General features: G+C 59.5%; 24 protein-coding genes and 1 pseudogene. 8 read left to right on the top strand and 17 right to left on the bottom strand.

Annotation, left to right across the window (positions count from 1 at the left end; all coding sequences use genetic code 11):
- Nucleotides 1-12 precede the first annotated feature (12 nt).
- On the bottom strand, nucleotides 13-897 hold the full coding sequence (locus LGL98_RS19530) for a nucleoside-specific channel-forming protein Tsx (protein ID WP_136033512.1): 885 nt from the start codon (nucleotides 895-897) through the stop codon (nucleotides 13-15).
- Between the two features lie 299 nt (nucleotides 898-1,196).
- The gene (locus LGL98_RS19525) at nucleotides 1,197-1,733 is read right to left on the bottom strand and encodes a SadB/YajI family lipoprotein (protein WP_136033510.1); all 537 of its coding nucleotides are present in this window, start codon (nucleotides 1,731-1,733) and stop codon (nucleotides 1,197-1,199) included.
- Between the two features lie 147 nt (nucleotides 1,734-1,880).
- On the opposite strand from LGL98_RS19525, the gene nrdR reads away from it, so the two are divergent.
- From nrdR to pgpA, 6 genes are all read left to right on the top strand, one after another.
- Entirely contained in the window at nucleotides 1,881-2,330 is a 450-nt protein-coding gene (nrdR, locus tag LGL98_RS19520; protein ID WP_002890417.1) for a transcriptional regulator NrdR, read from the top strand.
- A 3-nt stretch (nucleotides 2,331-2,333) separates the two neighbouring features.
- Nucleotides 2,334-3,437, top strand: a complete 1,104-nt coding sequence (ribD, locus tag LGL98_RS19515; protein WP_136033508.1) for a bifunctional diaminohydroxyphosphoribosylaminopyrimidine deaminase/5-amino-6-(5-phosphoribosylamino)uracil reductase RibD — start codon at nucleotides 2,334-2,336, stop codon at nucleotides 3,435-3,437.
- A gap of 87 nt (nucleotides 3,438-3,524) precedes the next feature.
- Complete coding sequence (gene ribH, locus LGL98_RS19510; protein WP_001021161.1) at nucleotides 3,525-3,995, top strand: 6,7-dimethyl-8-ribityllumazine synthase; 471 nt, start codon at nucleotides 3,525-3,527, stop codon at nucleotides 3,993-3,995.
- A gap of 19 nt (nucleotides 3,996-4,014) precedes the next feature.
- Nucleotides 4,015-4,434 (top strand): transcription antitermination factor NusB, encoded by a 420-nt coding sequence (gene nusB / locus LGL98_RS19505; RefSeq protein ID WP_002891356.1) that lies wholly within the window; start codon nucleotides 4,015-4,017, stop codon nucleotides 4,432-4,434.
- Nucleotides 4,435-4,505: 71 nt separating this feature from the next.
- Nucleotides 4,506-5,477, top strand: a complete 972-nt coding sequence (thiL, locus tag LGL98_RS19500; RefSeq protein WP_136033506.1) for a thiamine-phosphate kinase — start codon at nucleotides 4,506-4,508, stop codon at nucleotides 5,475-5,477.
- A 28-nt stretch (nucleotides 5,478-5,505) separates the two neighbouring features.
- On the top strand, nucleotides 5,506-5,973 hold the full coding sequence (pgpA, locus tag LGL98_RS19495; RefSeq protein WP_004204830.1) for a phosphatidylglycerophosphatase A: 468 nt from the start codon (nucleotides 5,506-5,508) through the stop codon (nucleotides 5,971-5,973).
- A 45-nt stretch (nucleotides 5,974-6,018) separates the two neighbouring features.
- On the opposite strand, the gene LGL98_RS19490 is transcribed toward pgpA, so the two are convergent.
- The 4 genes from LGL98_RS19490 to xseB are packed head-to-tail and all read right to left on the bottom strand — an operon-like array spanning nucleotide 6,019 to nucleotide 10,078.
- The gene (locus LGL98_RS19490) at nucleotides 6,019-6,993 is read right to left on the bottom strand and encodes an aldo/keto reductase (protein ID WP_136033505.1); all 975 of its coding nucleotides are present in this window, start codon (nucleotides 6,991-6,993) and stop codon (nucleotides 6,019-6,021) included.
- Between the two features lie 60 nt (nucleotides 6,994-7,053).
- Nucleotides 7,054-8,916: a 1-deoxy-D-xylulose-5-phosphate synthase gene (dxs, locus tag LGL98_RS19485; protein WP_136033503.1), complete on the bottom strand. Its 1,863-nt coding sequence runs from the start codon at nucleotides 8,914-8,916 to the stop codon at nucleotides 7,054-7,056.
- Between the two features lie 18 nt (nucleotides 8,917-8,934).
- The gene (ispA, locus tag LGL98_RS19480; protein WP_136033501.1) at nucleotides 8,935-9,834 is read right to left on the bottom strand and encodes a (2E,6E)-farnesyl diphosphate synthase; all 900 of its coding nucleotides are present in this window, start codon (nucleotides 9,832-9,834) and stop codon (nucleotides 8,935-8,937) included.
- A gap of 1 nt (nucleotide 9,835) precedes the next feature.
- On the bottom strand, nucleotides 9,836-10,078 hold the full coding sequence (gene xseB, locus LGL98_RS19475) for an exodeoxyribonuclease VII small subunit (RefSeq protein ID WP_002891398.1): 243 nt from the start codon (nucleotides 10,076-10,078) through the stop codon (nucleotides 9,836-9,838).
- A 181-nt stretch (nucleotides 10,079-10,259) separates the two neighbouring features.
- Here xseB and thiI point away from each other — a divergent pair, with 181 nt between their 5' ends.
- On the top strand, nucleotides 10,260-11,708 hold the full coding sequence (gene thiI / locus LGL98_RS19470) for a tRNA uracil 4-sulfurtransferase ThiI (RefSeq protein ID WP_136033499.1): 1,449 nt from the start codon (nucleotides 10,260-10,262) through the stop codon (nucleotides 11,706-11,708).
- Between the two features lie 66 nt (nucleotides 11,709-11,774).
- Here thiI and LGL98_RS19465 read toward each other — a convergent pair whose 3' ends face one another.
- Genes LGL98_RS19465 through panE form a run of 3 tightly spaced genes read right to left on the bottom strand, consistent with a single transcriptional unit; the run spans nucleotide 11,775 to nucleotide 13,769 of the window.
- Entirely contained in the window at nucleotides 11,775-12,251 is a 477-nt protein-coding gene (locus LGL98_RS19465) for an SRPBCC family protein (RefSeq protein WP_136033497.1), read from the bottom strand.
- A 50-nt stretch (nucleotides 12,252-12,301) separates the two neighbouring features.
- Nucleotides 12,302-12,895 carry a protein deglycase YajL gene (gene yajL, locus LGL98_RS19460; protein WP_136033495.1) on the bottom strand — a complete coding sequence of 198 codons (594 nt, stop codon included), beginning with the start codon at nucleotides 12,893-12,895 and terminating at the stop codon, nucleotides 12,302-12,304.
- Entirely contained in the window at nucleotides 12,858-13,769 is a 912-nt protein-coding gene (panE, locus tag LGL98_RS19455; protein WP_136033493.1) for a 2-dehydropantoate 2-reductase, read from the bottom strand. Before panE ends, yajL begins: the two co-directional genes overlap by 38 nt.
- A 191-nt stretch (nucleotides 13,770-13,960) precedes the next feature.
- On the opposite strand from panE, the gene LGL98_RS19450 reads away from it, so the two are divergent.
- Nucleotides 13,961-14,452: a YajQ family cyclic di-GMP-binding protein gene (locus LGL98_RS19450; RefSeq protein WP_002891465.1), complete on the top strand. Its 492-nt coding sequence runs from the start codon at nucleotides 13,961-13,963 to the stop codon at nucleotides 14,450-14,452.
- Between the two features lie 43 nt (nucleotides 14,453-14,495).
- Here LGL98_RS19450 and LGL98_RS19445 read toward each other — a convergent pair whose 3' ends face one another.
- From LGL98_RS19445 to LGL98_RS19410, 8 genes and pseudogenes are all read right to left on the bottom strand, one after another.
- Entirely contained in the window at nucleotides 14,496-15,860 is a 1,365-nt protein-coding gene (locus tag LGL98_RS19445) for an MFS transporter (protein WP_136033491.1), read from the bottom strand.
- A gap of 158 nt (nucleotides 15,861-16,018) precedes the next feature.
- A complete protein-coding gene (locus LGL98_RS19440; protein WP_004191717.1) occupies nucleotides 16,019-17,197 on the bottom strand; it encodes a Gfo/Idh/MocA family protein in 1,179 nt (392 codons plus the stop codon).
- 345 nt (nucleotides 17,198-17,542) lie between these two features.
- Complete coding sequence (locus LGL98_RS19435; RefSeq protein ID WP_136033489.1) at nucleotides 17,543-18,904, bottom strand: MFS transporter; 1,362 nt, start codon at nucleotides 18,902-18,904, stop codon at nucleotides 17,543-17,545.
- Between the two features lie 10 nt (nucleotides 18,905-18,914).
- Complete coding sequence (locus LGL98_RS19430; protein WP_136033487.1) at nucleotides 18,915-19,733, bottom strand: sugar phosphate isomerase/epimerase family protein; 819 nt, start codon at nucleotides 19,731-19,733, stop codon at nucleotides 18,915-18,917.
- A 57-nt stretch (nucleotides 19,734-19,790) separates the two neighbouring features.
- Nucleotides 19,791-21,487: pseudogene (locus LGL98_RS19425) on the bottom strand (FAD-dependent oxidoreductase).
- A gap of 10 nt (nucleotides 21,488-21,497) precedes the next feature.
- On the bottom strand, nucleotides 21,498-21,818 hold the full coding sequence (locus LGL98_RS19420) for an NIPSNAP family protein (protein WP_004204812.1): 321 nt from the start codon (nucleotides 21,816-21,818) through the stop codon (nucleotides 21,498-21,500).
- A gap of 13 nt (nucleotides 21,819-21,831) precedes the next feature.
- Entirely contained in the window at nucleotides 21,832-23,508 is a 1,677-nt protein-coding gene (locus LGL98_RS19415) for an FAD-dependent oxidoreductase (protein WP_136033483.1), read from the bottom strand.
- Entirely contained in the window at nucleotides 23,505-24,326 is an 822-nt protein-coding gene (locus tag LGL98_RS19410; protein ID WP_136033481.1) for a shikimate dehydrogenase family protein, read from the bottom strand. Before LGL98_RS19410 ends, LGL98_RS19415 begins: the two co-directional genes overlap by 4 nt.
- Between the last annotated feature and the right edge of the window lie 34 nt (nucleotides 24,327-24,360).

Genomic DNA, 24,360 nt, shown 5'->3' with positions numbered 1-24,360 from the left:
CTGTATCAGCAATTAGAAGTTGTAGCCGACCACGAAGTAACCACCCCAGCCGGTCGAGCGGACGCTGAAGTCGCCGTCGCCGAAGTTCAGCTTCGCATCGTCAGCCCACTGGCCGCCGTTATGGAAGTAACGAGCGACGATAGAGTAGTGCCAGTGCGCGTAGTTCAGCGCCAGGATGTGGCTGGAGGCGATGGAGTTGCTGGTACGCGCGTGCTTCCCGTTCAGATCGTAGAAGTTGTCATCGCCGAGGTCAGAGCCCCAGTCGAAGTTGGTGAAGCCGATGTAGCTCAGCGAACCGCCCCACAGATCGGTCAGCGGCACGAAGTATTTCACTTTGAAGCGGTAACCGTCCCACTCGTTTTCGTTGGAGGCGCCGTAGTTCTGCCACTGGTACTTGGCATAGATGTTCAGCGACAGGCTCATCGGCAGGCCGGTATCGATATCGGTGCCCAGACCCATATACCAGGTGCTCTGCTCCTGAGAGTCGTTGCGGCCCATATCGTAGATATAGTTGTTGGCGAAATACCATTCTTTGAACGGCCCGAAGCTTAGATCGGTATTGGTCAGCTTATCGATAGAGAAACGCGGTTCGATCTCCATAAACAGCGGGGAACCTTTGTTCCAGATACCTTTTGCCGTACTGTTGCCGCCGAAGAATACCGGGGCATCGATGTAGCCGTAGAAATCAAACCAGTCTTTTTTGGCGAACGCTTCATATTCCAGGTAGGTATCGTTACGGATCTGCGGTCCAAAACGGGTGTGGTAGCTGCCCACCACGTTAACACTCTGGTGCCACCAGTCAGACAGATACTGCGGTTTGTCGTTTTCTGCCGCGCCCGCGGCAAAAGTAGTGGAGAGCGCCACAACCGCACCCGCTGCCAGTAATGTTTTTTTCATAGTAATGCCACTGTTTAAATTGAGCCTGAAGGCGTTAAAAGAAGTGCCGAAGCGTTTCTAAATATTTCGTCTTTCTGTGGGGGTCTATTATAGGAATCATTGCTCACAAAAATACGTGTTGTTTCACATAACCAGAACATGCGTAATCGATTGCGTTCACGATTCTATGCATTTCTTGACAAAATGCTACTGAAAATCGCGCTGCAGAACGATTTCTAATGAACTCTTGCGAAAAGTTGTAAGTGGATTAGAAAGACGGGGCAGGGCGTAGCCGGGCGGGGCAGGCCCGGCGTGAAGGCTTACTGGGCGGCGGGCTGGATATCGTGGACGCGAATAAAACCGACTTTGTCCGGCGACACGTTCAGGCGCAACGGGATATCGACATCGCTGGGGGCGAGGGTGCTGGCCGGCGCGCTGATCAACTGATCCTGGACATTCACTTCCTGATAGCTGTGAGTAGTGCCGGTGATCTGCCCGGAAGCGACGGTGGCGGTAAAGGCCGGCAGCGGATCGTTGGATTCACCCTGGATGCGTAAAGTCAGGCGTGAACCGTCGCCATCCTGCGTAATGTTGCCCACCGACATGCGTAGAGTGCCGATCTGGCTCTCCAGCCGTGCCGGGGTTTTGGCCTCCGGCAGCAGATAGACGCCGCGGGTGGATTTGGCGTTCAGCGTATTTTGTTGGGTGATTTTGATCGTTTGCTGGTTGAGCTGGGTCATCTCCTGACTCAGCGTACTCACGCTCTGGTGCATCTGGCGGACTTCGCTTTGCTGGGCGCAGGCGGTCAGGGTGAACAGGCTGCCCGCGATGGCGAGCTTCAGATAACGTCTTGTCATGGTCAGGATTCCGTTTACAGAAGATGCTTAATGGTAGCCAAACCAGGCATATCTCCCATAGATCCTTTGTCTCAAAAGCTCTTTCTTTGTAGTCAGGTCACTTCGCGGTAAACTACCCTTCAGTTTAACTACCTGTCAGGACGCGCTATGCATTGCCCTTTCTGTTTCGCCGTGGATACCAAAGTGATCGACTCTCGTCTGGTGGGGGAAGGCTCTTCCGTGCGTCGCCGTCGGCAGTGCCTGGTCTGTAATGAACGCTTTACCACCTTCGAAGTGGCCGAGCTGGTGATGCCGCGGGTGGTGAAGAGTAACGATGTGCGCGAACCCTTCAACGAAGACAAGCTGCGCAGCGGGATGCTGAAAGCGCTGGAGAAACGTCCGGTTAGCGCTGATGACGTGGAAATGGCGGTTAACCATATCAAGACTCATCTGCGCGGCACCGGCGAGCGCGAAGTGGCCAGCAAAATGATCGGCAACCTGGTGATGGAGCAGCTGAAAAAGCTGGATAAAGTCGCCTATATTCGCTTCGCGTCGGTCTATCGCAGCTTCGAAGATATTAAAGAATTCGGCGAAGAGATCGCCCGCTTACAGGACTAAGCCATGCAGGACGAAATGTACATGGCGCGTGCGCTGAAGCTTGCCGCGCGCGGACGCTTTACCACCCATCCTAACCCTAACGTCGGCTGCGTCATTGTAAAAGACGGCGAGATCGTCGGTGAGGGGTTTCACTATCGCGCCGGCGAGCCGCATGCTGAAGTGCACGCCCTGCGCATGGCTGGCGAAAAGGCGCGCGGCGCGACCGCCTACGTCACTCTTGAGCCCTGCAGTCACCATGGCCGTACGCCGCCATGCTGCGATGCGCTGATCGCCGCCGGTGTCAGCCGCGTTGTCGCTGCGATGCAGGATCCGAACCCGCAGGTGGCGGGGCGCGGTTTGTATCGCCTGCAGCAGGCCGGTATTGAGGTTAGCCATGGGCTGATGATGAACGAAGCGGAAGCGCTGAATAAGGGCTTCCTGAAGCGGATGCGCACCGGTTTTCCCTGGGTGCAGCTGAAGTTGGGCGCCTCGCTGGACGGCCGCACGGCGATGGCCAGCGGCGAAAGCCAGTGGATCACCTCCCCGCAGGCGCGGCGCGACGTGCAGCGCCTGCGTGCGCAGAGCCATGCCATTCTTACCAGCAGCGCCACCGTGCTGGCGGACGATCCGGCGCTGACCGTGCGCTGGCAGGAGCTGAGCGCCGATACCCAGGCGCTTTATCCCGAAGTGAATTTGCGCCAGCCGCTGCGCGTCGTCATCGACAGTCAGAACCGCGTCACGCCTGAACACCGTATTGTGCGGCAGGCGGGAGAAACGCTGTTTGCCCGCCTGCGCGCGGATGAACGGCAGTGGCCGGAAAGCGCCCGCACGCTGTTGGTTCCGGAGCATAACGGCCATCTCGATCTGGTGCTGCTGATGATGCTGCTCGGCAAACAGCAGGTTAACAGCGTCTGGGTGGAAGCGGGAGCTACGCTGGCCGGCGCATTGCTTCAGGCCGGTCTGGTGGATGAGCTTATCGTCTATATTGCGCCTAAACTGTTAGGCAGTGATGCACGCGGTTTATGCGCGCTGCCGGGGCTTGAGAAACTAAGCCAGGCCCCCCATTTTAAATTCAATGAGATACGTCAGGTTGGCCCCGATGTCTGCCTGCATTTAACCACTGCGTGAGGCTTTCCTGATTATTAGGAAGCAGCGCTCAGAATAATATGATAAAATCCGCCCCCCTTGCGGGGCACATGAACCCGAAGGAAGAGTATGAACATTATTGAAGCTAACGTTGCTACCCCGGACGCTCGCGTCGCCATCACCATTGCGCGTTTCAACAACTTTATCAATGACAGCCTGCTGGAAGGTGCGATTGACGCTCTGAAACGCATTGGTCAGGTAAAAGATGAAAACATCACCGTTGTTTGGGTTCCAGGCGCGTATGAGCTGCCGCTGGCGGCTGGCGCACTGGCGAAAACCGGTAAATATGACGCGGTGATTGCGCTGGGGACGGTGATTCGCGGCGGTACCGCCCACTTTGAATATGTGGCAGGCGGTGCCAGCAATGGCCTGGCGCATGTCGCTCAGGATAGCGAAATCCCGGTAGCCTTTGGTGTTCTGACCACTGAAAGTATTGAACAAGCCATTGAGCGCGCTGGCACCAAAGCCGGTAACAAAGGCGCAGAAGCTGCGCTGACCGCGCTGGAAATGATTAACGTATTGAAAGCCATCAAGGCCTGATTTTTGTAAGGGGAATTCCGTGAAACCTGCTGCTCGTCGCCGCGCCCGTGAGTGTGCCGTCCAGGCGCTCTACTCCTGGCAGTTGTCCCACAACGACATCGCTGATGTTGAATACCAGTTCCTGGCGGAACAGGACGTAAAAGATGTTGATGTTCTGTATTTCCGCGAACTGCTGTCCGGAGTGGCGACTAACAGCGCGTACCTCGACGGCCTGATGAAGCCCTACCTGTCCCGTCAGCTGGAAGAGCTGGGCCAGGTGGAAAAAGCGGTGCTGCGTATCGCGCTGTTTGAGCTGTCCAAACGTGACGACGTACCGTATAAAGTGGCCATCAATGAAGCTATCGAACTGGCGAAAACCTTCGGCGCTGAAGATAGCCACAAGTTCGTTAACGGCGTGCTGGACAAAGCGGCTCCGGTAATTCGTCCCCACAAGAAGTAAACTGCAGGCCGGGTTTTGCGAGGGTCGCCTCGCAGCCCGGCCTTATTTATTATTTTGCTGAGGCATAACGTATGGCATGCGGCGAATTTTCCCTGATTGCCCGTTATTTTGATCGCGTTAAAAGCGCCCGCCTTGATGTTGAAACCGGCATCGGCGATGACTGCGCTCTTCTGAATATTCCTGAGAAAAAAACGCTGGCAATCAGCACCGACACTCTGGTGGCGGGCAATCACTTTTTACCTGATATCGACCCGGCCGACCTCGCCTATAAAGCGCTGGCGGTGAATTTGAGCGACCTCGCGGCAATGGGCGCGGAGCCGGCGTGGCTCACACTGGCACTCACTTTGCCGGAGGTGGACGAAGCATGGCTCGAAGCCTTCAGCGACAGCCTGTTTGTCCAGCTGGACTATTACGATATGCAGCTGATTGGCGGCGACACCACCCGTGGTCCGCTCGCCATGACGCTGGGTATCCACGGCTTTGTGCCGCCGGGACGCGCCATGAAACGCGCTGGCGCGAAGCCGGGCGACTGGATCTATGTTACCGGTACCCCGGGAGACAGCGCCGCCGGCCTGGCGGTGCTGCAGAACCGGCTGACGGTGGATGAACCGTCTGACGCCGACTACCTGCTGGCCCGCCATCTGCGGCCGATGCCGCGCGTGCTGCAGGGCCAGGCGCTGCGTGACCTGGCGACCTCGGCTATCGATCTTTCCGACGGCCTGATCTCCGATCTGGGCCATATTCTAAAAGCCAGCGGCTGTGGCGCACGTATCGATCTCGATGCCATGCCATACTCCGACGCGATGCTGCGCCAGGTTGATGCTGAGCAGGCGCTGCGCTGGGCGCTCGCCGGTGGGGAAGATTACGAACTGTGCTTTACCGTACCGGAGCTGAACCGCGGGGCGCTGGATGTGGCCCTTGGCCATCTTGGCGCGCGTTTTACCTGTATCGGACAGATTGCGCCGGAGAGCGAAGGGCTACAGTTTATCCGCGACGGTAAGCCGGTCGCGCTTGATTTAAAGGGATACGATCACTTTGCGTAGTCGAGACGAGGCGCTTAGCCGCCTGAGCATGCGTAATCCGTGGCATCTGCTGGCGACCGGCTTTGGCAGCGGCTTAAGCCCGGTGGTCCCGGGCACGATGGGGTCGCTGGCGGCGATCCCGTTCTGGTATCTGATGACTTTTCTCCCCTGGCAGCTCTACTCGCTGGTGGTGATGATGAGCATCTGTATCGGGGTCTATCTTTGTCACCGTACGGCTAAAGATATGGGCACCCATGACCACGGCAGCATCGTCTGGGACGAGTTCGTCGGGATGTGGATCACCCTGATGGCGCTGCCGACGCTGGACTGGCAGTGGGTGGCCGCGGGCTTCGTGATTTTCCGTATTTTCGATATGTGGAAGCCGTGGCCGATTCGCTGGTTTGACCGCAATATCCACGGCGGAATGGGGATTATGGTCGACGACATCGTCGCCGGCGTGATCTCCGCCGGCGTGCTGTACGTCATTGGCCATCACTGGCCCATTGGTCTGCTTTAACCGCCTCTCCCCGGCAGCGCTACGCTGTCGGGGAAACCACGCCCGTCACTTAAATCCCACCACCGGATGCGGCTGATACGGCGCCTCCAGTTTATCGATCTGTTCCGGGGAGAGCGTCAAATCCACCGCCTGCAGAAGGTCATCGAGCTGTTCCTGACGCGACGGGCCGATAATCGGCGCGGCGACGCCGGGTTTGCTTAACAGCCAGGCGAGGGCGACCTGCGCGCGGCTGGCGTCAAGTTCTTCCGCCACGTCCGCGAGATTCTCGGCGATCTGCGCATCGTTTTCTTCGCTGGTGCTGTACAGCGATTTGCCGAATTCATCCGAGACCAGCCGGGCGGTGGTCTCTCCCCATGGGCGGGTCAGTCTGCCGCGCGCCAGCGGGCTCCAGGGGATCACTGCTACACCGTTACGTTGGCACAGGGGCAGCATTTCATTCTCTTCTTCCCGGTAAATCAGGTTGTAGTGATCCTGCATCGTGACGAAGCGCGCCCAGCCGTTCTGTTGCTGGAGCGCCAGCGCCTGGGCAAACTGCCTGGCATGCATGGACGACGCGCCGATATAGCGGGCTTTGCCCGCTTTCACCACCTCGTCCAGCGCTTCGAGCGTCTCTTCAAGCGGGGTACTGTAGTCCCAGCGGTGGATCTGCAGCAGGTCGACATAGTCCATGCCAAGACGGCGCAGGCTGTCGTCGATAGAGCGCAGGATCTGCGCCCGGGAGAGGCCTTCCGCCAGGTCGCCAACCTGGTGATATACCTTGGTGGCGACAATCACCTCGTCGCGGCGGGCGAAGTCGCGCAGAGCGCGACCGACGATCTCTTCGCTGCTGCCATCGGAGTAGCTGTTTGCGGTATCGAAGAAGTTGATGCCGCCTTCAATGGCGTGCTGGATAAGCGGGCGGCTGCTCTCTTCCGGAAGCGTCCAGGCGTGTCTGCCGCGGTCAGGCTCGCCGAAGGTCATGCAGCCAAGGCAGAGCCGGGAAACACGTAAGGCAGTGTCACCGAGGGGGATGTAGTGCATAGTGCGCTCCTGCTATTCATCAAGGGTATCCCTTAAGCATAGCAGGAGCAGGTGGGGCGATTATGCCAGCCAGTCGAGGATTTTGGCTTCAATACCGGCGGCATCAAGGCCGAGATCGGCGCGGATCTCTTCCTGAGTGCCCTGAGGAATAAAATAATCCGGCAGGCCAATATTGAGCACCGGTACCGCCCGGCGATGGGCCATCAGCACTTCGTTCACGCCGCTGCCGGCGCCGCCCATGATGGCGTTCTCTTCCAGCGTCACCAGCGCGTCATGCTCACCGGCCAGCTGCAGGATCAGCGCGGTATCCAGCGGCTTCACAAAGCGCATATCTACCAGGGTAGCGTTGAGTTTGTCCGCCACCGCCGCGGCTTCCGGTAACAGGGTGCCGAAGTTGAGGATCGCTATCTTCTCGCCCTGGCGTTTCACCACGCCTTTGCCGATCGGCAGCGACGCCAGCGGCTCCAGCGTCGCGCCAGTGCCGCTACCGCGCGGATAGCGTACCGCGCTTGGCCCTTCGCTGTAGTGGTAGCCGGTGTACAGCATCTGGCGACATTCATTTTCATCGCTCGGGGTCATCACCACCATATCCGGAATACAGCGCAGGAAGGAGAGATCGAACGCTCCCTGATGCGTCTGACCGTCTGCGCCGACAATCCCGGCACGGTCGATAGCAAACAGCACCGGCAACTTCTGGATAGCCACATCGTGGATCACCTGATCGTAGGCTCGCTGCAGGAAGGTGGAGTAGATGGCCACGACTGGCTTGTAGTCGCCAATCGCCAGCCCGGCGGCGAAGGTGACCGCATGCTGCTCGGCGATGGCGACGTCAAAGTACTGATCGGGGAATTTTTTCGAAAATTCCACCATCCCTGAGCCTTCGCGCATCGCCGGGGTGATCGCCATCAGCTTGCTGTCTTTGGCGGCCGTTTCGCACAGCCAGTCGCCGAAGATTTTCGAGTAGGTGGGGAGGCCGCCGCTGCTTTTAGGCAGCACGCCGCTGGTATGGTCGAATTTTGGCACCGCATGGAAGGTGATCGGGTCTTTCTCGGCGGGCTCATAGCCGCGGCCCTTTTTGGTCATAATATGCAGGAACTGCGGGCCTTTCAGGTCGCGCATGTTCTTCAGGGTACTGACCAGACCGAGTACGTCATGGCCATCTACCGGCCCGATGTAGTTAAAGCCCAGCTCTTCAAACAGCGTGCCCGGCACCACCATCCCTTTGATATGTTCTTCGGTCCGCTTAAGCAGCTCTTTTATCGGCGGCACCCCGGAGAAGACCTTTTTGCCCCCTTCGCGCAGGGTGGAGTAGAGCTTACCGGAGAGCAGCTGCGCCAGATGATTGTTCAGCGCGCCGACGTTCTCAGAAATCGACATTTCATTGTCATTCAGCACTACCAGCAGGTCGGGTTTGATATCCCCGGCGTGGTTCATCGCCTCAAACGCCATGCCGGCGGTGATCGCCCCGTCGCCAATCACGCATACCGCGCGCCGCTGCTTATCCTCTTTCGCGGCGGCGATAGCCACCCCAATACCAGCTGATATGGAGGTGGAGGAGTGGCCGACGCTTAGTACGTCATACTCGCTTTCGCCGCGCCACGGGAAAGGATGCAGGCCGCCTTTCTGGCGAATGGTGCCGATTTTGTCGCGGCGGCCGGTCAGAATTTTATGCGGGTAGGCCTGATGGCCGACGTCCCAGATCAGGCGATCGAACGGCGTGTTATACACGTAGTGCAGCGCCACGGTCAGTTCCACCGTGCCGAGGCCGGAGGCAAAGTGACCGCTGGAGCGGCTGACGCTGTCCAGCAGATAGCGCCGCAGCTCATCACACAGCTTCGGCAGGCTCTCTTTTGGCAACAGGCGCAACTCCTGGGTGGAATCTACCAGCGCCAGGGTCGGGTATTTGGCAATATCAAAACTCATCAGAGACTCATTTATTGTTTATTTATCGCGCTGAATAATGTAATTCGCGAGCGCTTCCAGTGCCGAAGTATCCAGAGATTGTGCGGCCAGCTCATCTAACGACCGGCGGGCATCAGCGATCAGGTCGTGCGCTTTCTTCCGGGCTTGCTCAAGACCCAGGAGGGCGGGATAGGTGCTTTTACCCAATTGCTGGTCGGCACCCTGACGTTTGCCAAGGGTCGCAGTATCCCCTACCACGTCGAGAATGTCATCCTGGACCTGGAAGGCAAGACCGATATTTTCCGCATAGCGATCCAGCGCGGGCAGGGCGGCGCGGCCGCGCTCGCCAGCGCTCAGCGCCCCCATCCGGACGGCGGCGCGGATCAACGCCCCCGTTTTGTGGCGGTGGATACGCTCCAGCGCCTGCAGATCCACCTGCTGTCCTTCCGCCTGCAGATCCAGCGCCTGGCCGCCGCACATGCCCGCTACGCCGCTGGCCTGCGCCAGTTCGGAGACCATCGCCAGCCGATCATGGTCAGAGACATCGGCCATCGGTGCATCACTCAGTATAGAGAACGCCAGCGTTTGCAGGGCATCTCCCGCAAGAATTGCGTTGGCTTCGCCAAATTTAATATGGCAGGTCGGCAGGCCGCGACGCAGATCGTCGTCATCCATCGCCGGCAAATCATCATGCATCAAGGAGTAGGCATGAATGCATTCGACCGCCGCGGCAGGCGCATCCAGCGTGGTACGGCTTACGCCGAACATCGCGCCGGTGGCGTAGACAAGGAAGGGACGCAGACGTTTACCGCCTAACAATGCGCCATAATGCATCGCTTCCACCAGCGGAGTGTTCTGAAAGGGCTGCGGGGCGATGAAACGGCGCAGCGCTTCGTTTGCCTGTTCGACACAGGCCTGCAATTGTTGCGGGAAATCCATTTTATTCAGCGTCCGGCGTAAAAGGCGTGGTCGGGGAATCTTCACTATCCGCCAGCAGGATCTGCACGCGCTGTTCGGCCTTCTGCAGCTGACTTTGCCCCTGGCGCGCCAGCTGGACGCCGCGTTCAAATTCGCTTAGCGCTTCTTCTAACGGTAAATCGCCGCTTTCCAGACGGTTAACGATCTGCTCTAGTTCGCCCAGAGCAGTTTCAAAGCTGGCCGGGGCCTCATTTTTCTTTGGCATAGTGAATGTAGACTCTTGTTATGTCGCGACGGCAATACCGGGTATGGTAACGAAGTCACGCGTGTAAGCAAATAACGCGCAATGGTGATATACTCCGCGCCCAGGATGCAGGCACCGGTGTGCGCTGCTTTACAACTTTTGCTTATAGCCCTGTCGGGCTTGCCAACGAACTATTGTCGCCATGAAGTTTATCATTAAATTGTTCCCGGAAATCACCATCAAAAGCCAATCTGTGCGGTTGCGCTTCATTAAAATCTTAACCGGGAACATTCGTAACGTTCTCAAAAACTATGACGAGACGCTGGCCGTCGTCCGTCATTGGGATCATATCGAAGTTCGCGCGAAAGATGAAAATCAGCGCCCGGCTATTCGCGATGCGCTGACCCGTATCCCCGGCATCCACCATATTCTGGAAGTTGAAGACGTACCGTTCACCTCGCTGCACGATATTTTTGAAAAGACGCTGCCGCTGTGGCGCGAGGCGCTGGAAGGCAAAACCTTCTGCGTGCGGGTGAAGCGTCGCGGCAAACATGAATTCACCTCAATTGAGGTAGAGCGTTACGTCGGCGGCGGTCTGAATCAGCATATTGAAACGGCGCGCGTGAAGCTGACTGACCCGGACGTCACCGTCAATCTCGAGATTGAAAACGATCGCCTGCTGCTGGTGAAAGGCCGCTATGAAGGTATCGGTGGTTTCCCGATCGGTACCCAAGAAGATGTGCTGTCGCTGATCTCCGGTGGCTTTGACTCCGGCGTCTCCAGCTACATGCTGATGCGCCGCGGCTGCCGTGTGCACTACTGCTTCTTTAACCTGGGCGGCGCCGCCCATGAGATTGGCGTCCGCCAGGTCGCACATTACCTGTGGAACCGCTTCGGCAGCTCGCACCGCGTTCGCTTTGTGGCGATTAACTTTGAGCCCGTGGTCGGCGAAATCCTCGAAAAAGTGGACGACGGCCAGATGGGCGTGGTGCTCAAGCGCATGATGGTCCGCGCCGCGTCAAAAGTCGCGGAACGCTACGGCGTGCAGGCGCTGGTCACCGGCGAAGCGCTGGGTCAGGTCTCCAGCCAGACCTTGACCAACCTGCGCCTGATCGACAATGTGTCTGATACCCTGATCCTGCGCCCGCTGATTTCGCACGATAAAGAGCACATCATCGACCTGGCGCGTGAGATCGGCACGGAAGATTTCGCCCGCACCATGCCGGAATACTGCGGCGTGATCTCCAAGAGCCCGACCGTGAAGGCGGTGAAGGCGAAGATTGAAGCGGAAGAAGAACACTTCGATTTCAGTATCCTCGATAAAGTGGTGGAAGAGGCGAGCAATATCGATATCCGTGAAATCGCCCAGCAGACGGAAGAGACGGTGGTGGAAGTGGAAACCGTGACCGGCTTTGGCGCCAACGACGCGATCCTCGACATTCGCTCCATCGACGAGCAGGAAGACAAGCCGCTGAAGGTCGAGGGCGTTGAGGTTGTTTCGCTGCCGTTCTACAAGCTAAGCACCAAGTTTGGCGATCTCGATCAGAGCAAAACCTGGCTGCTGTGGTGCGAGCGTGGGGTGATGAGCCGTCTGCAGGCGCTCTATCTGCGCGAGCAGGGCTTCAGCAACGTGAAAGTTTATCGCCCGTAACTGGTTGTTATGATGCAAAAGGCCTTCCCTGATGGAAGGCCTTTTTACTATTGGCAGGGGAGTGTATTAGCGCAGGGTCATCGCCAGGTCATTCAGCTGATCGATGACGATATTCCAGCCCGCAAAAAATCCCATCTGCTCGTGCTGCTCGCGGGTTTCATCATCGGCATGCAGCACTGTGGCCGTATAGCGACATCCGCTCTGTTCATCGGCAAAGGTGATAATGGCCGTCATGGCAAAGGGGGAAACGGCAGGACGATAGTCTGCCGTCAGCATCGTGGTCATGACGATTTTTTGTTGTGGGATGACCGCAAGAAAACAGCCGGGGTTATCGCTGCGCTCACCGTCAGGGCCGTGCATGACCGTGTGAAACGCGCCGCCGGGGCGAAAGTCAAAGGCCAGCACCTCTGTTTGCCAGGGCTTCGGGCACCACCAGGTTTTGAGTAATACCGGGTCGGCCCACGCGCGCCACAGGGCAGAAGCGGGCGCGCTGAGCAGGCGGCTGATGACAAGATCGCGAGAATCGGTTGCGCTACCGGACATGCTACGACTCCTCAGGAAAAGGGGAGCCGGTCCGCAGCGCGGACCGGCTATCAGGCTTCGTAGTAATTATAGATGCCGGCCGCCATCACCAGCTGCGAGGCGACCTCATACGCTTTCTCGCGACCCACCAGTAGGTCAATCATTTTCAGGGCGAAATCAATCGATGTCCCCGGTCCCTGGCTGGTTAACAGATTAACCCGCGGATCCCAGACCACCCGTTTGTCCTGCCACTGCTCGGCGGGGATATGCTCCTTCAGCGCCGGAAAGCCGGTCATGTTGCCGATCGGGAACAGCTGATGAGGCACCAGCACGGTCGCCGGGGCGGCACAGATGGCGGCCACAATGCGGCCTGAGAGATGGAACTGGCGGACAGTTTCCACCAGTAGCGGGCTGTCGCGAAAGCACTCCGCGCCCTTGATACCGCCCGGGAGGATGATGATATCGAAATCACCATCGGCCACCTCGACCAGCGGGGCATCCGCCAGCAGTTTGACGCCGCGCGAGCAGACGATGGTCAGGCTACCGTCGCTGGCGACGCTGGCGGTGGTCACCTTTACTCCGCCGCGGACCAGCAGGTCGATAGTGGTGACCGCTTCGGTCTCTTCGCTACCAGGGGCGAGGCAAATCAGTGCCGACGCGCTCATATTCATTCTCCTTACGCTTGACCAGTTCAAATAAGCGGGCGTTTTCCGGTACGGCGACGCCGTGGGCGCGGGCGCGGTTGAGCAGAAAACCGGTGATGTAGTCGATCTCTGTATGCCGCTGGGCGCGAACGTCCTGGAGCATGGAAGAGATATTTTCTGCCGTACTTTCAATTACCTGACCGACATAAAATAGCAGGTTTTCCGCGGAGGTATGAATACCTTCGCGTTCCATTACCGCCGCCACCTCGCGGCAAATTGCGGCAACCTCCTGCGGATAGTCGCGCAGATCGCCGTTTTTACACCCTTTGAGCGCGGTCAGCGGGTTAATCACGCAGTTAACCGCCAGTTTGCGCCAGGTGGCTGAGAAAATATTGTTGTGCCAGGCGACATCCGGTAGCGCATTCTGCAGTACCTCAGCGAGGTAGCTGTAGTCCTCCTCGTAGCTTTTCGCAGGTCCGATATGGGTGGTGCCGTGGGCGACGTGGATGATGACATTGCCGTCGCGTCGTGCCGCCTGGGTGGTGGAGGCCAGCAGCAAAGGCTGTTTCACGCTGCGCAGCTCTTCGACGGTGCCCATGCCGTTATGCATCAGCACAATCGGCGTGGTAACCGGCAGGATCCCGGCCAGGTGCTTTACCGCGTTCGAAACCTGCCAGGCTTTTAAGGTGACCATGAGCAGCTCGCTGCTGGCAAGAAAATCGGGGTCGTTGGCCGTCAGCGACTCGTTGAACACCGAGCCATCGGTTTCAATGACGTTGACGCTACAGAATGGCTGCGGTACGCGCAACCAGCCCTGGACGTCATGTCCCTGTTTGTACAACGCGGTCAGCCATAGTTGTCCCAGTGCACCGCATCCCAGTACGGTTACTTTCATTGTTCCTCCTCCTCTGCTGCTACCCCAGGCGCTAATGGCTAAAATCTATCTCGTCGCTTTTTGCATCGTCGGACATCACGGGGAAAATAGCGCGAGCGTTGCGTAATCAGCTAAGCTTCCAGGATAACAAGTTGAGTTATGCCGCGTTGCAGGTATTATGCAACGCAAAAGAAACGGAAGGAGAGGAAAAGATGCCATCTTTCGATATTGTCTCTGAAGTTGATCTTCAGGAAGCCCGTAACGCGGTGGACAACGCGAGCCGCGAAGTCGAGTCGCGTTTTGATTTTCGTGGTGTTGAAGCCACTTTTGAATTAAACGACGCCAACAAGACCATTAAAGTGCTGAGCGAGTCTGATTTCCAGGTAAACCAGCTGCTGGATATCCTGCGCGCCAAGCTGCTCAAACGTGGCATTGAAGGCACCTCCCTCGACGTGCCGGAAGATATTGTGCACAGCGGTAAAACCTGGTTTGTTGAAGCGAAGCTGAAGCAGGGCATTGAAAGTGCGGTGCAGAAGAAGATCGTCAAACTGATCAAAGACAGCAAGCTGAAAGTACAGGCCCAGATTCAGGGCGAAGAGATCCGCGTGACCGGTAAGTCCCGCGACGATCTGCAGTCGGTGATGGCGCTGGTGCGCGGTGGCGATCTGGGACAGCCGTTCCAGTTCAAAAACTTCCGCGACTAACACGGCGGACAGACAGCAAAAAGCGGGGAATTCCCCGCTTTTTTTATACCCCTTTGATGAGCTGCTCTATCTCGAAGCGGTTGGTGACCTTGCTGTCGATTTTGATATACACCGAACGCTCCTCGGGTACCACCAGCGCCTGATGAACCCCGCTGGCGCTCAGCAGACGCGCCTGCAGGGCATCATCGACAACCACGCCGTCCGGCACCTCCACCCGCAGGCTGCTGACGTACGGCGGCTCGCTCATGGTGCTGGCCACCAGCAGCCACAGCATCGCCAGCAGGGCGCCCAGCAGAAACACGGTTTGCGAATCAAAGAAACCATCGACCCAGCCGCCAAGCGCCCCGCCAATGGCTACCCCGAGGAACTGGCTGGTGGAGTAGACGCCCATCGCGGTGCCTTTGTAGCCCGCCGGCGACTCCTTGCTAATTAGCGACGGTAGCAGCGCTTCCAGCAGGTTAAACGCCAGGAAGAAGAGCTGAACGCCCGCCACCAACTCCCAGAAGTAGCCTCCGGCGCCCCAGAGGACAATTTCCGCAATCAGCAGGATGGCGACGCAGAGCAGGAAGACGCGCTTCATCTTGCGCTTCACTTCGGCGTAGATGATAAACGGCACCACCGAGATGAACGAAATAACCATGGTGACAAGGTAAATCTTCCAGTGCTCGGCGGCCGGGAAGCCGGCGGCCTCCAGTTGTCCGGGCAGGGCGACAAAAGTGGACATCAGCATGATGTGCAGGCACATGATGCCAAAGTTAAGCTTCAGCAGGCGCGGCTCCGCCAGCACCTTGCTAAAGCAGCCCTTCACCATCCCGGATTCGCGGTTAAGGACATGGTTATGGCTATTGGGCACCACCCACAGGGTGAGCAGGATGCCGACGGTCGCCAGGATGGCGATCATCCAGAACAGCGCGTGCAGACCCAACTGGTGGGTGACAATCGGCCCCAGCACCATGGCGATGGCGAAGGTGACGCCGAAGCTGACGCCGATAAAGGCCATCGCTTTGGTGCGGTTCTGTTCGCGGGTGAGATCGGACAGCAGGGCCATGACCGCGGCGGCGATGGCGCCGGAGCCCTGCAGGGCGCGGCCAAGAATGATGCCCCAGATGGAGTCGGTAAGCGCGGCGATGACGCTGCCCAGTACAAAGATGAGCAGGCCGCCGACGATCAGCGGCTTACGGCCAATACGGTCAGATAACAGTCCGAAGGGGATTTGGAAAACCGCCTGCGCCAGGCCGTAGATACCGATCGCCAGGCCAATCAGCGCTTCACTAGCGCCCTGCAACGCCATGCCATACGTGGTCAGAACCGGCAGGACCATAAACATGCCAAGCATGCGCAGGGAGAATACTGTCCCCAAACCCCAGGTCGCGCGCAGTTCCCCTGGCGTCATTTTGTTATCGTTCATTACCACCTCAATATAAAAACTGCGCCTAGTGTAGCGGCGGGGGGTAAGAAGCGTAAATAAATGTTTGTTTAACAGATATTACGGGGCTGTTGCGCGATGAGACAAGTTGGTAAAAATCAATAAACCAGTGGAGGGGGACTCCACTGGCGAGGGGAAAATTAAGGTAAAGTAAAGTCAACCCACTGGCTGCCAGCATCAGCCGATTTCACGCACTGCTCTACCCAATAGACGCCGTGCAGTCCGGCTTCGACGTCCGGATACCAGAAGTCTTGCAGGAAGGCGCGATCGTCACGGTCCGTGGCGTCAATCGCCTGCGCATAGCGGCGATAGAGGTTGGCCCAGGCTTCGAACAGCCCTTCCGGATGGCCGCCGCCAATGCGGTCATCCGCCAGCGCGTTCGGCGACAGGTAGGGCATCCCACGTTCCAGAATGCGCGCCGGCTCACCCTGTACCTCATAGCTGAGCTGGTTAGGATGCTCATCCCACCATTCGATGCTTGCTTTTTCGCCAACGATGCGCACTTTTTGCGAGTGCATGGCGCCGCTGTTGACCGCGCTGGTCCACATCGAGCCAACCGCGCCGTTGTCATATTCCATCAGGACAAAGGCGTTATCTTCCAGCGGCGCGCGGGAGGGAACAAAGCTCTGGCGGGAGCACATCAGCCGTTTGATATTGAGCTGCGGCGCCATGGTTTCGGCGACAAACAGCGGATGGGTGGCCAGATCCCCAAGCACATAGCTGGGCCCGGCAAACTTCGGCGTCACGCGCCAGCGGGTGGATTCTGCCTGCAGCTCGACGGCCTGGTTATGAAAGCCATGGGCGAACTGCATGTTAACGATGCGGATCTCGCCGAGCAGCCCATCGGCAATCATCTGCCGTGCCTGCTGGATCATCTGATAGCCGGCATAGCCATAGGTGACGCCGACGATTTTGTTCTGTTTTTTGCTCAGGTCCACCAGCTCGCGCGCCTCTTCGGCAGTAAAGCAGAGAGGCTTTTCACAGATGACGTGGAGACCCGCTTCCAGCGCCGCTTTGGTGATGGCGAAATGGGTATTATTCGGGGTGGTGACCGAGACGACCTCGATGCCGTCAGGGCGCTGCGCCTCTTCACGAAACAGGGTCTGGTAGTCGGCGTAGCAGCGCTCCGGCGCGATGCCCAGCTGCTCACCGAACGCGCGCCCGCGCTCGGCATCGACGTCAAGCGCGCCGGCCAGCAAGGTATAAACATTGTCACGCAGTGCCGCACAGCGGTGGCTGTAGCCGATCTGACTGGTTCCCCCGCCGCCGACCATGCCCCAGCGCAGGGAACGGGATAAAGGTTTCAGGCCGTTTAACATGGTGCTCTCCTTTTTGAAATCATTCGCACTCTGAGGCGCTGAATGCCGACGCCTGCGGCAACGCGCATCCGGATAGACTGACGTAAATTTAAGGAAATGTTTGTTCTGATTCAATTTAAATATGAAATTTATTTTTCATATTGCGAGGAGGATCGAATAAGTGAAAGTTTGTCATCACCGCCGTGGAAGAGATGAGTAGAAGAGATGAGTAAAGGATAATGATTTATCGGAGCAGAGCCCGCCGTCGTTGGTAATTTTCGTTGCTGAGGAATATGAAATAAATTTTCTTTTTAACCCCGTAACACGGTGCAATCCGCAGATTGCACCGGGGAGCAGATGTCGCTCTTACGCTCCGCGCGCAGACGCGGGGGCTGGCGAAGCGGCGGGAGGGTGACCGGCGGCAAAGATGCCCTTTGCCGCCAGGCCTGCGACGGTGAGGGCTGCCGGAATACCGAGGATCAAAAAGACGCTTTCAAAGGGCAGGTTGAGCGCCATCATCTCGGCGCCGGCAAAGGCGCTGAGAATGGCGCCGATACGCCCGACGCCGTGCATCCAGCTGGAGCCCGTCGCCCGCGCCTGTGTCGGATAGTAGCGGGCGGAGAGGGCGTTCATGCCGGTATTCGCGCCGTTCAGGCAGGCGCCGCTGATAAACGCCAGCATACAGAGCAGGGCAAAGCTGCCCGCGGCGTAGCCCATCGCCATGGTGAACAGGCCGCCAACGGCGTAGATCATCCCCAGCGCGCGATGGGGGTTGATCCTGTCCATCAGCCAGCCGGCAAACAAAGAGCCGAGGGTGCCGCCCGCCTGGTAGATCGCCGTCATGATGGCCGCCTGGCTAACGGTCATTCCTACCGCTTTAACCAGCGTTGGCAGCCAGCTGCCGAGGATATAGACCAGGAACAGCCCCATAAAGTAGACCAGCCATAGCATCAGCGAGCCGAAGCCGTACTGGCGGGAGAGGACAATGCGCATTGCGTTGCCGGCCGCCGGCTGCGCCGGCAGGATAAACGTCACGTTGTCGCTGATTTGTCCGGGATAGAGACGGTTAAGAATGGCGCGAATGCGCGCCGCGGGCGCTTGTTTGATCACCAGAAAACGAACCGACTCCGGTAGCAGCCAGATAAGCAGGGGGGCAAACAGCAGCGGCAGAATACCGCCGAGCGCCATCAGCGAGTGCCAGCCAAACTGGGGGATCAGCCACGATGCCGAGAATCCCCCTGCTGCCGCGCCGAAGGTGAAGCCGCAAAAGATGACGGTAATGATAAAGGAGCGCTGGCGTTCCGGGGCGTATTCCGACACCAGCGTCCCGATATTCGGCATCGCGGCGCCCAGCCCGAGGCCAGTCATAAAGCGAAAGAACATCATCTGCTCTACGTTGTGCGAGAAGGCGGTGGCGATGGTCCAGAAACCGAAGAAGAAGACGCTGTTGATAATGATCTTCTTGCGTCCCAGCCAGTCGGCGAGCGGGCCGGAGAAAATCGCCCCCAGCGCGAGGCCGATCAGCGCGGCGCTGATCACCAGACCCAGCTGGTGGTTGCTTACCCCCCATTCCAGCTTTAGCGTCGGGGCGATAAAGCCCATGATCGCGATATCAAAACCATCGAGAGCGATGACGCAAAAACCGAGAAAAATGATCTGCTTTTGAAAGCGGCTCAGCGGGTTACGGTTAATTAACTCTCTGACATCCAGGCGTTGAGTCTGTGTCATAGCGTATTCCTTATGCGCAGGCGCGCAGGTAGGGCTGCGCGGCATCGAACAGTAACTGCGCCCGCTGAAGAGGCGGCAGGGCGCCTTGCTCGCCGTCGAGCGGCACTTCGAGGGAGACCGGCAGCGACGCCGGCAGGGCCGACATCAGACCGTGCAGATCCAGACCGCCTTCCCCTGGCACGTTGCGCGCCGAGCGGGCCTGGCGGATAAGTTCCTGCTCGCTCTCCGGCCTCTGCGCCGCGCCATCGCAGAGTTGCATATAATTCAATTGATGTGTTGGCAGGCTGGTGAGGGTACTGAGTGATTCACCGGCGCGCCAGAAATGGAGAGCGTCCACCAGAATGCCGATGTCTTCCCGCCCGCTGGCGGCGATCAGCGCCTGCGCATCAGCGATCGTGCGCAACTGGGTCCAGGGCATCGGCTCAAGGTTCATGGTCAGCCCAAATGGACGACCGACCGCGGCGAGGATGGCGAGATTGTCAGCGCTGCGCTGAAGGTGGTCATCATTGCCGGCGACTAACACCTGTCTGGCGCCAAGACGCGCGGCGGTCTCCATAAAACGCTGCAGCCGATCGTCGAGCGTAAACCCGGGGGTCAGGCGAACGATCTCCACGTCCGATACGCGGATGCCGGTTTCCATCAGCGCGGCGAGCGTCGCCCGGACGGACGGGGTATCGCCCAGCATGTCGTAGTCCGGGTCCGCGGGTGTGGCGGGAAGCAGCCGCAGCCCCACGTGGGTAAAACCGGTTCTGGCCGCAATCCGCACCTGTTCGGGGGGAGGGACATCAAGCAGGGTCAGCGCGGCGAGCGATAGGGTACGCATATTCATAAATGGCTCCGGTACAGTTGCAGGTGAAGAGAGTTAGTGTTCATCCATCCGTGGGAATCAATTTATGATGTTGTTTTTATTTGTTTTTCTGCCAGTTTTTTGCCCACCAGATAGCCGAAGGTCATGGCGGGCCCGAGGGTGATCCCTCCGCTGGGGTAATAGCCGCGCATCACGCTCGACATGTCGTTGCCGATGGCGAACAGACCCGGTATCGGCTGCTGCTGCTCATCCAGCACCCGGGCAAGTTCGTCGGTTTGCAATCCACTGAAGGTGCCCAGCGAGCCGGGCAGAATGCGCACCGCGTAGAACGGCCCTTCGCACAGCGCTCCGAGTGTCACCTGATGGTCACCCTGGGCGCGGTTATAGGCTGATGCCCCACGGTGAAAATCGACGTCTTCGCCAGTGCTGGCGAAGTGGTTAAAGCGTTCAACGGCTTCCGCCAGCGCATCGGCATCGATGGCGCACTGCTTCGCCAGATCCGCCAGCGTGTTTCCCCGCAGCAGGTAACCGGTACGCAGCCAGGCGGTGGGGGTGAACGGGAAAGGTCTGGCATGGCCCAGGCCGTAGCGACGCAGTGCGCGACGATCGGCCAGCAGCCAGGCCTGCGGCGTGTCGCCCGCGGGTGTGGCCGCCAGCAGGGCGGCGATAAAGTCATGATAAGAGTCAGCCTCGTTAACAAAGCGTTTGCCGTTGGGCAGGACGGCGATCACTCCAGGTTTGGCGCGTTCCACCAGATGGGGAAACATCAGCTGCTGGCCGCTGGCCAGGGTGACGCGGGACACCGGTGCCCAGGCCAGAGGGTGGCGCAGGGAAGTGTCGAACTGTCCGCCGACGGATTCGCCAAGTCTGATCCCTTCGCCCTGATTGTCCGGCGGTGCAGCGGAGAAATGGCCGTAACCCTCCGCAGCGTGAGGCACCACCTGCGCCAGGCGCTGTCGATCGTGGGGAAAACCGCCGCAGGCCAGCACCACGGCGCCTGCTTCGACGTGAATCTCCCCGCCGTCGCTGCGCAGCACCGCGCCGGACACCCCCGGCGGACCCTGCAGCAGCCGGACCACCGGAGCATTAAGCTGAAAACGCACTCCGGCGTCGAGGGCGGAACGCAGCAGACGGGCGACCAGCGCATTGCCATTGACCAGATGCTGCCCCCGTCCGGCACGCAGCCGCTGCCAGCCATGGCGCAGCAGGCGACGGGCGGCATACAGCGCGGAGCGCGGCGAGCGGGTGGCATTGAAAAAATGCGCCATATCCGCGCCGCCGGCGATGCCCATCCCGCCCAGGCTAATGGTCTCCAGCGGTGGACGCAGGCGATGGAGCCAGTCACCGAGCAGGCGGCCATCGTAGGGCTGCGCGGTGACCGACCGCCCGCCGTTCGCTGCGCCTGGCGACGCGTGAAAGTCCGGCATGGCGCTACCTGAGAGAAACTGCACCGCCGTCCGCTGATGGAAAAATTCCACCATCTCCGGCCCGTAGCGCAGGAAGGTCTGCAGACGAACGTCGGCGGCTTCGCCCCCCATCTCATGCTGCAGATAGGTCAGCGGCGCGTCGGCCGCTTCGTCGATGCCCTCCGCCCGCGCCAGCGGGTTGTGGGGGATCCACAGCCAGCCGCCGGACCAGGCGCTGGTCCCGCCGAGCACTGACGCTTTCTCCGCCACCATGACGCTGGCGCCGTGCATCGCCGCGGTCACCGCGGCAGAAAGCCCCGCCGCGCCGGAGCCGACCACCAGCACATCCACCTTCACAGGCCCGCTCATGATGGACTCCTTACTGCAGGGGTGAAAAAGCGGTGGGGCGCATCAGCACCGACTCGAGGCGTTCCACGGCGGCCAGTTCGCGATTTTTGCGCGAGAAGGTCTGCCAGCGTTCGTCCTGGGCCATCCGCGCGCGGCGCACCAGGCGATCGTCCAGACTTTCATAAGCCCAGATATGCACTACCTGATTGACCACACCGATCTCGGTAAAAAAGAAGCCGATCAACTTGCCGAGATGGTCGGTTTGCACCGCCAGGGCATCGCTTTGGTACAGCGCCAGCCAGTCGGCCATTTTCAGCGGATTGATGGTGTAAGTGCGTTTTTCGTAGATCATGATGTTTTCCTGATTAGTGGGTGGAGTGTTGTGCCAGATGGCAGGCGGCGAGATAGCCAAACGTCAGCCCAGGGCCGAGGGTGATGCCGGGGCCCGGATAGGTGCCAGCCATCAGCGAATCCATGTCGTTTCCCACCGCGTATAGCCCTGGGATGGGTTTTCCTTCCGCGTTGACGACCTGCGCATCGGCGGTGGTGACCAGGCCCCGCGAGGTCCCCAGATCGCCGGTATAAAGTTTGATGGCATAGAACGGCGCGCTGAGCAGGGGAGCATTACAGGCGTCAGGCTGATGGCCCGGATCGCCCATCGCCCGGTTATAGCTGTTGCCGCCTTTAGCAAATTCCCGATCCACGCCCTGCGCGGCGTCGCGGTTGTAGCGGGCTACCGTCTCGCTCAGGGTTTGGGCATCCAGACCAAGCTGTTGCGCCAGCGCGGCCAGGGTATCGGCTTTGCGCAGATAGCCGGCGGCGATCAGGGCGTCATTATTGACCGGCGCCGGGCGTGCCAGCCCAAGGCCATAACGCTTCATTGCCTGGGCGTCGCAGAGTAAAAAACAGGGGGCATTTTCCGCTGCATCCTGCATCGCGCTGGCAAAATGGTGATAGGAGCTGGACTCGTTGACGAAGCGTACCGCCCGCTGGTTGACGGCAATCACCCCCGGCTTGGCGCGATCGGTCACCAGATGGGGGAAGCGCTCTTCGCTGCCGTCGGCCCGGGTCAACACCGATACCGGCGCCCAGAAAAAATTGGATGGCCGATCGGCTCCTTCGCGGGCGTTAAGCGCCGCCGTGAGACGCAGCGCGGCGCCATCGTTGGCGGGCGGTGACATGGTGAAGTGTTCGCGGGTGTGGGGCCGATAGCGCGCCGCCAGCGCGCCCGCGGCAAAGCCGCCTGCGGCCAGCACCACCCCTTGACGGGCGTGCAGCGTCTCTCTTTGTCCCTGATGCTCAATCTCCACCCCGGTAACCACGCCTTGCGCATCGCACAGCGCCAGAACATTAACATTCAGCCGCAGGCTCATGCCTTTACGCAGCGCCGTGGTCGCCATGCGGGCAATCAGCGCGTTGCCCATCGCCAGACGGGTACCGCGAGGATACTTCACCCGGTCGCGGGCATAGCGCAGCAGCAGCCGGGTGCAATGGGCCAGGGAGCGTAGCGAGCGGCGCATGTCGAGAAAATGTTGAATATCGACGCGGTTGACCATCATCCCGCCAAACAGCAGCATCCCCGGCGGCGGCGAACGCAGGTCGCGAAAGGTGTCCCCCAGTTCACGGCCGTCATATTCCACCACCTCCAGCGCGCGCCCAACGTCGACTGCGCCGGGTTCATCCGGATAGTAATCGGGCGAGAGTGGACGCAGGCTGTACTTCACCGCTCCCTCACGCTCGAGAAAGGCCAGCGCTTCTCGCCCGGCGCTGATAAATGCTTCGGCAAGATCTTCGCGGTACTGGCCCTCGCCGATAATGGTTCGCAGGTAGGTTTTCATCGCCTCGGCGCTACCGCTTTTGCCCTCGGCGCGCGCCTGGTCGGTATCGTGCAGCCACACGGCGCCGCCGGAGATAGCCGAGGTGCCGCCGAACTGGCCAGCTTTCTCCAGCATCAGCACCGACAGCCCTTTACAGCAGGCGGTGACCGCGGCGGCAAAACCGGCCGCGCCGCTGCCGATGACGATCACATCCCAGCTCTTCATGCTGCCGCTCCCTGCGTCTGCGGGATGGCGCCGATAAACTGGCCCATTAGCCTCATCTGCGCCAACGCCATTTCCGGCCCGGTCTGCACCCGGCAACCGCGGGCGGCGGCGAAGGTAAGTAACGGCGTCATGACCGGGGCGGTGACAACGTCGGCCACGTGGGTAGTGCTGTCGAGCGTATCCAGCAGCGCCTGCGGCAGAGGAAGCGCATCAAATCCGGCCATGCCAGCCGGCGAGCCGTTGACCAACAGATCGACGCCATGAAGGGTGTCCGGCAGCGCGCTCAGTTGCACCGCCGGAAAGGCCTCAGCCAGGAGGTCATGCAGGCGCTGCCGGGTGGCCGGGTTTTGATCGTGCAGGGCCAGCTGACGCATCCCCGCCTCGCACAGTCCCCAGGCGATGGCGCTGCCGACGCCGCCGCAACCGGAGAGCAGCGCTTGCTTACCTGCCGGCTGAAAACCCTGCGCTTCGGCGGCGAGCTGAAAGCCAACACCGTCCAGCATATCGCCCTGTAAACGCCCATCCGCGAGCTTGCGGATCACATTGATGGCGTTGAGTCGGCGGGCGCGCGGGGTAAGGTCATCGACCAGCGCGGCGGCGCGCTGCTTATGCGGCACCGTCACCAGCACGCCGGTCATGTTCTGCCAGCCGCGCAGGGCGTTGAGGTAGTCGGCCACCGCGTCCGGGGCAATATCTACCGGGATCATGACGCTGTCCATGTGCTGTTCAGCAAAGTAGCGGTTGAAGTTATCCGGTGATTTGACCTGGGCGATCGGATGACCAATCACGGCGACAACCTGGGTAGTTCCACTGACCATTTCAAACCTCATTTGTTAAATGAATGTTGTGAAA

Source organism: Klebsiella africana (assembly GCF_020526085.1).
GTDB lineage: Bacteria > Pseudomonadota > Gammaproteobacteria > Enterobacterales > Enterobacteriaceae > Klebsiella > Klebsiella africana.
This window is presented reverse-complemented; position numbering and strand designations above follow the sequence as displayed.

Coding starts and splice junctions, on each gene's coding strand:
- LGL98_RS19530 (WP_136033512.1), bottom strand. CDS start 897: ATGAAAAAAACATTACTGGCAGCGGGTGCGGTTGTGGCGCTCTCCACT.
- LGL98_RS19525 (WP_136033510.1), bottom strand. CDS start 1,733: ATGACAAGACGTTATCTGAAGCTCGCCATCGCGGGCAGCCTGTTCACC.
- nrdR (WP_002890417.1), top strand. CDS start 1,881: ATGCATTGCCCTTTCTGTTTCGCCGTGGATACCAAAGTGATCGACTCT.
- ribD (WP_136033508.1), top strand. CDS start 2,334: ATGCAGGACGAAATGTACATGGCGCGTGCGCTGAAGCTTGCCGCGCGC.
- ribH (WP_001021161.1), top strand. CDS start 3,525: ATGAACATTATTGAAGCTAACGTTGCTACCCCGGACGCTCGCGTCGCC.
- thiL (WP_136033506.1), top strand. CDS start 4,506: ATGGCATGCGGCGAATTTTCCCTGATTGCCCGTTATTTTGATCGCGTT.
- pgpA (WP_004204830.1), top strand. CDS start 5,506: ATGCGTAATCCGTGGCATCTGCTGGCGACCGGCTTTGGCAGCGGCTTA.
- LGL98_RS19490 (WP_136033505.1), bottom strand. CDS start 6,993: ATGCACTACATCCCCCTCGGTGACACTGCCTTACGTGTTTCCCGGCTC.
- dxs (WP_136033503.1), bottom strand. CDS start 8,916: ATGAGTTTTGATATTGCCAAATACCCGACCCTGGCGCTGGTAGATTCC.
- ispA (WP_136033501.1), bottom strand. CDS start 9,834: ATGGATTTCCCGCAACAATTGCAGGCCTGTGTCGAACAGGCAAACGAA.
- xseB (WP_002891398.1), bottom strand. CDS start 10,078: ATGCCAAAGAAAAATGAGGCCCCGGCCAGCTTTGAAACTGCTCTGGGC.
- thiI (WP_136033499.1), top strand. CDS start 10,260: ATGAAGTTTATCATTAAATTGTTCCCGGAAATCACCATCAAAAGCCAA.
- LGL98_RS19465 (WP_136033497.1), bottom strand. CDS start 12,251: ATGTCCGGTAGCGCAACCGATTCTCGCGATCTTGTCATCAGCCGCCTG.
- yajL (WP_136033495.1), bottom strand. CDS start 12,895: ATGAGCGCGTCGGCACTGATTTGCCTCGCCCCTGGTAGCGAAGAGACC.
- panE (WP_136033493.1), bottom strand. CDS start 13,769: ATGAAAGTAACCGTACTGGGATGCGGTGCACTGGGACAACTATGGCTG.
- LGL98_RS19450 (WP_002891465.1), top strand. CDS start 13,961: ATGCCATCTTTCGATATTGTCTCTGAAGTTGATCTTCAGGAAGCCCGT.
- LGL98_RS19445 (WP_136033491.1), bottom strand. CDS start 15,860: ATGAACGATAACAAAATGACGCCAGGGGAACTGCGCGCGACCTGGGGT.
- LGL98_RS19440 (WP_004191717.1), bottom strand. CDS start 17,197: ATGTTAAACGGCCTGAAACCTTTATCCCGTTCCCTGCGCTGGGGCATG.
- LGL98_RS19435 (WP_136033489.1), bottom strand. CDS start 18,904: ATGACACAGACTCAACGCCTGGATGTCAGAGAGTTAATTAACCGTAAC.
- LGL98_RS19430 (WP_136033487.1), bottom strand. CDS start 19,733: ATGAATATGCGTACCCTATCGCTCGCCGCGCTGACCCTGCTTGATGTC.
- LGL98_RS19420 (WP_004204812.1), bottom strand. CDS start 21,818: ATGATCTACGAAAAACGCACTTACACCATCAATCCGCTGAAAATGGCC.
- LGL98_RS19415 (WP_136033483.1), bottom strand. CDS start 23,508: ATGAAGAGCTGGGATGTGATCGTCATCGGCAGCGGCGCGGCCGGTTTT.
- LGL98_RS19410 (WP_136033481.1), bottom strand. CDS start 24,326: ATGGTCAGTGGAACTACCCAGGTTGTCGCCGTGATTGGTCATCCGATC.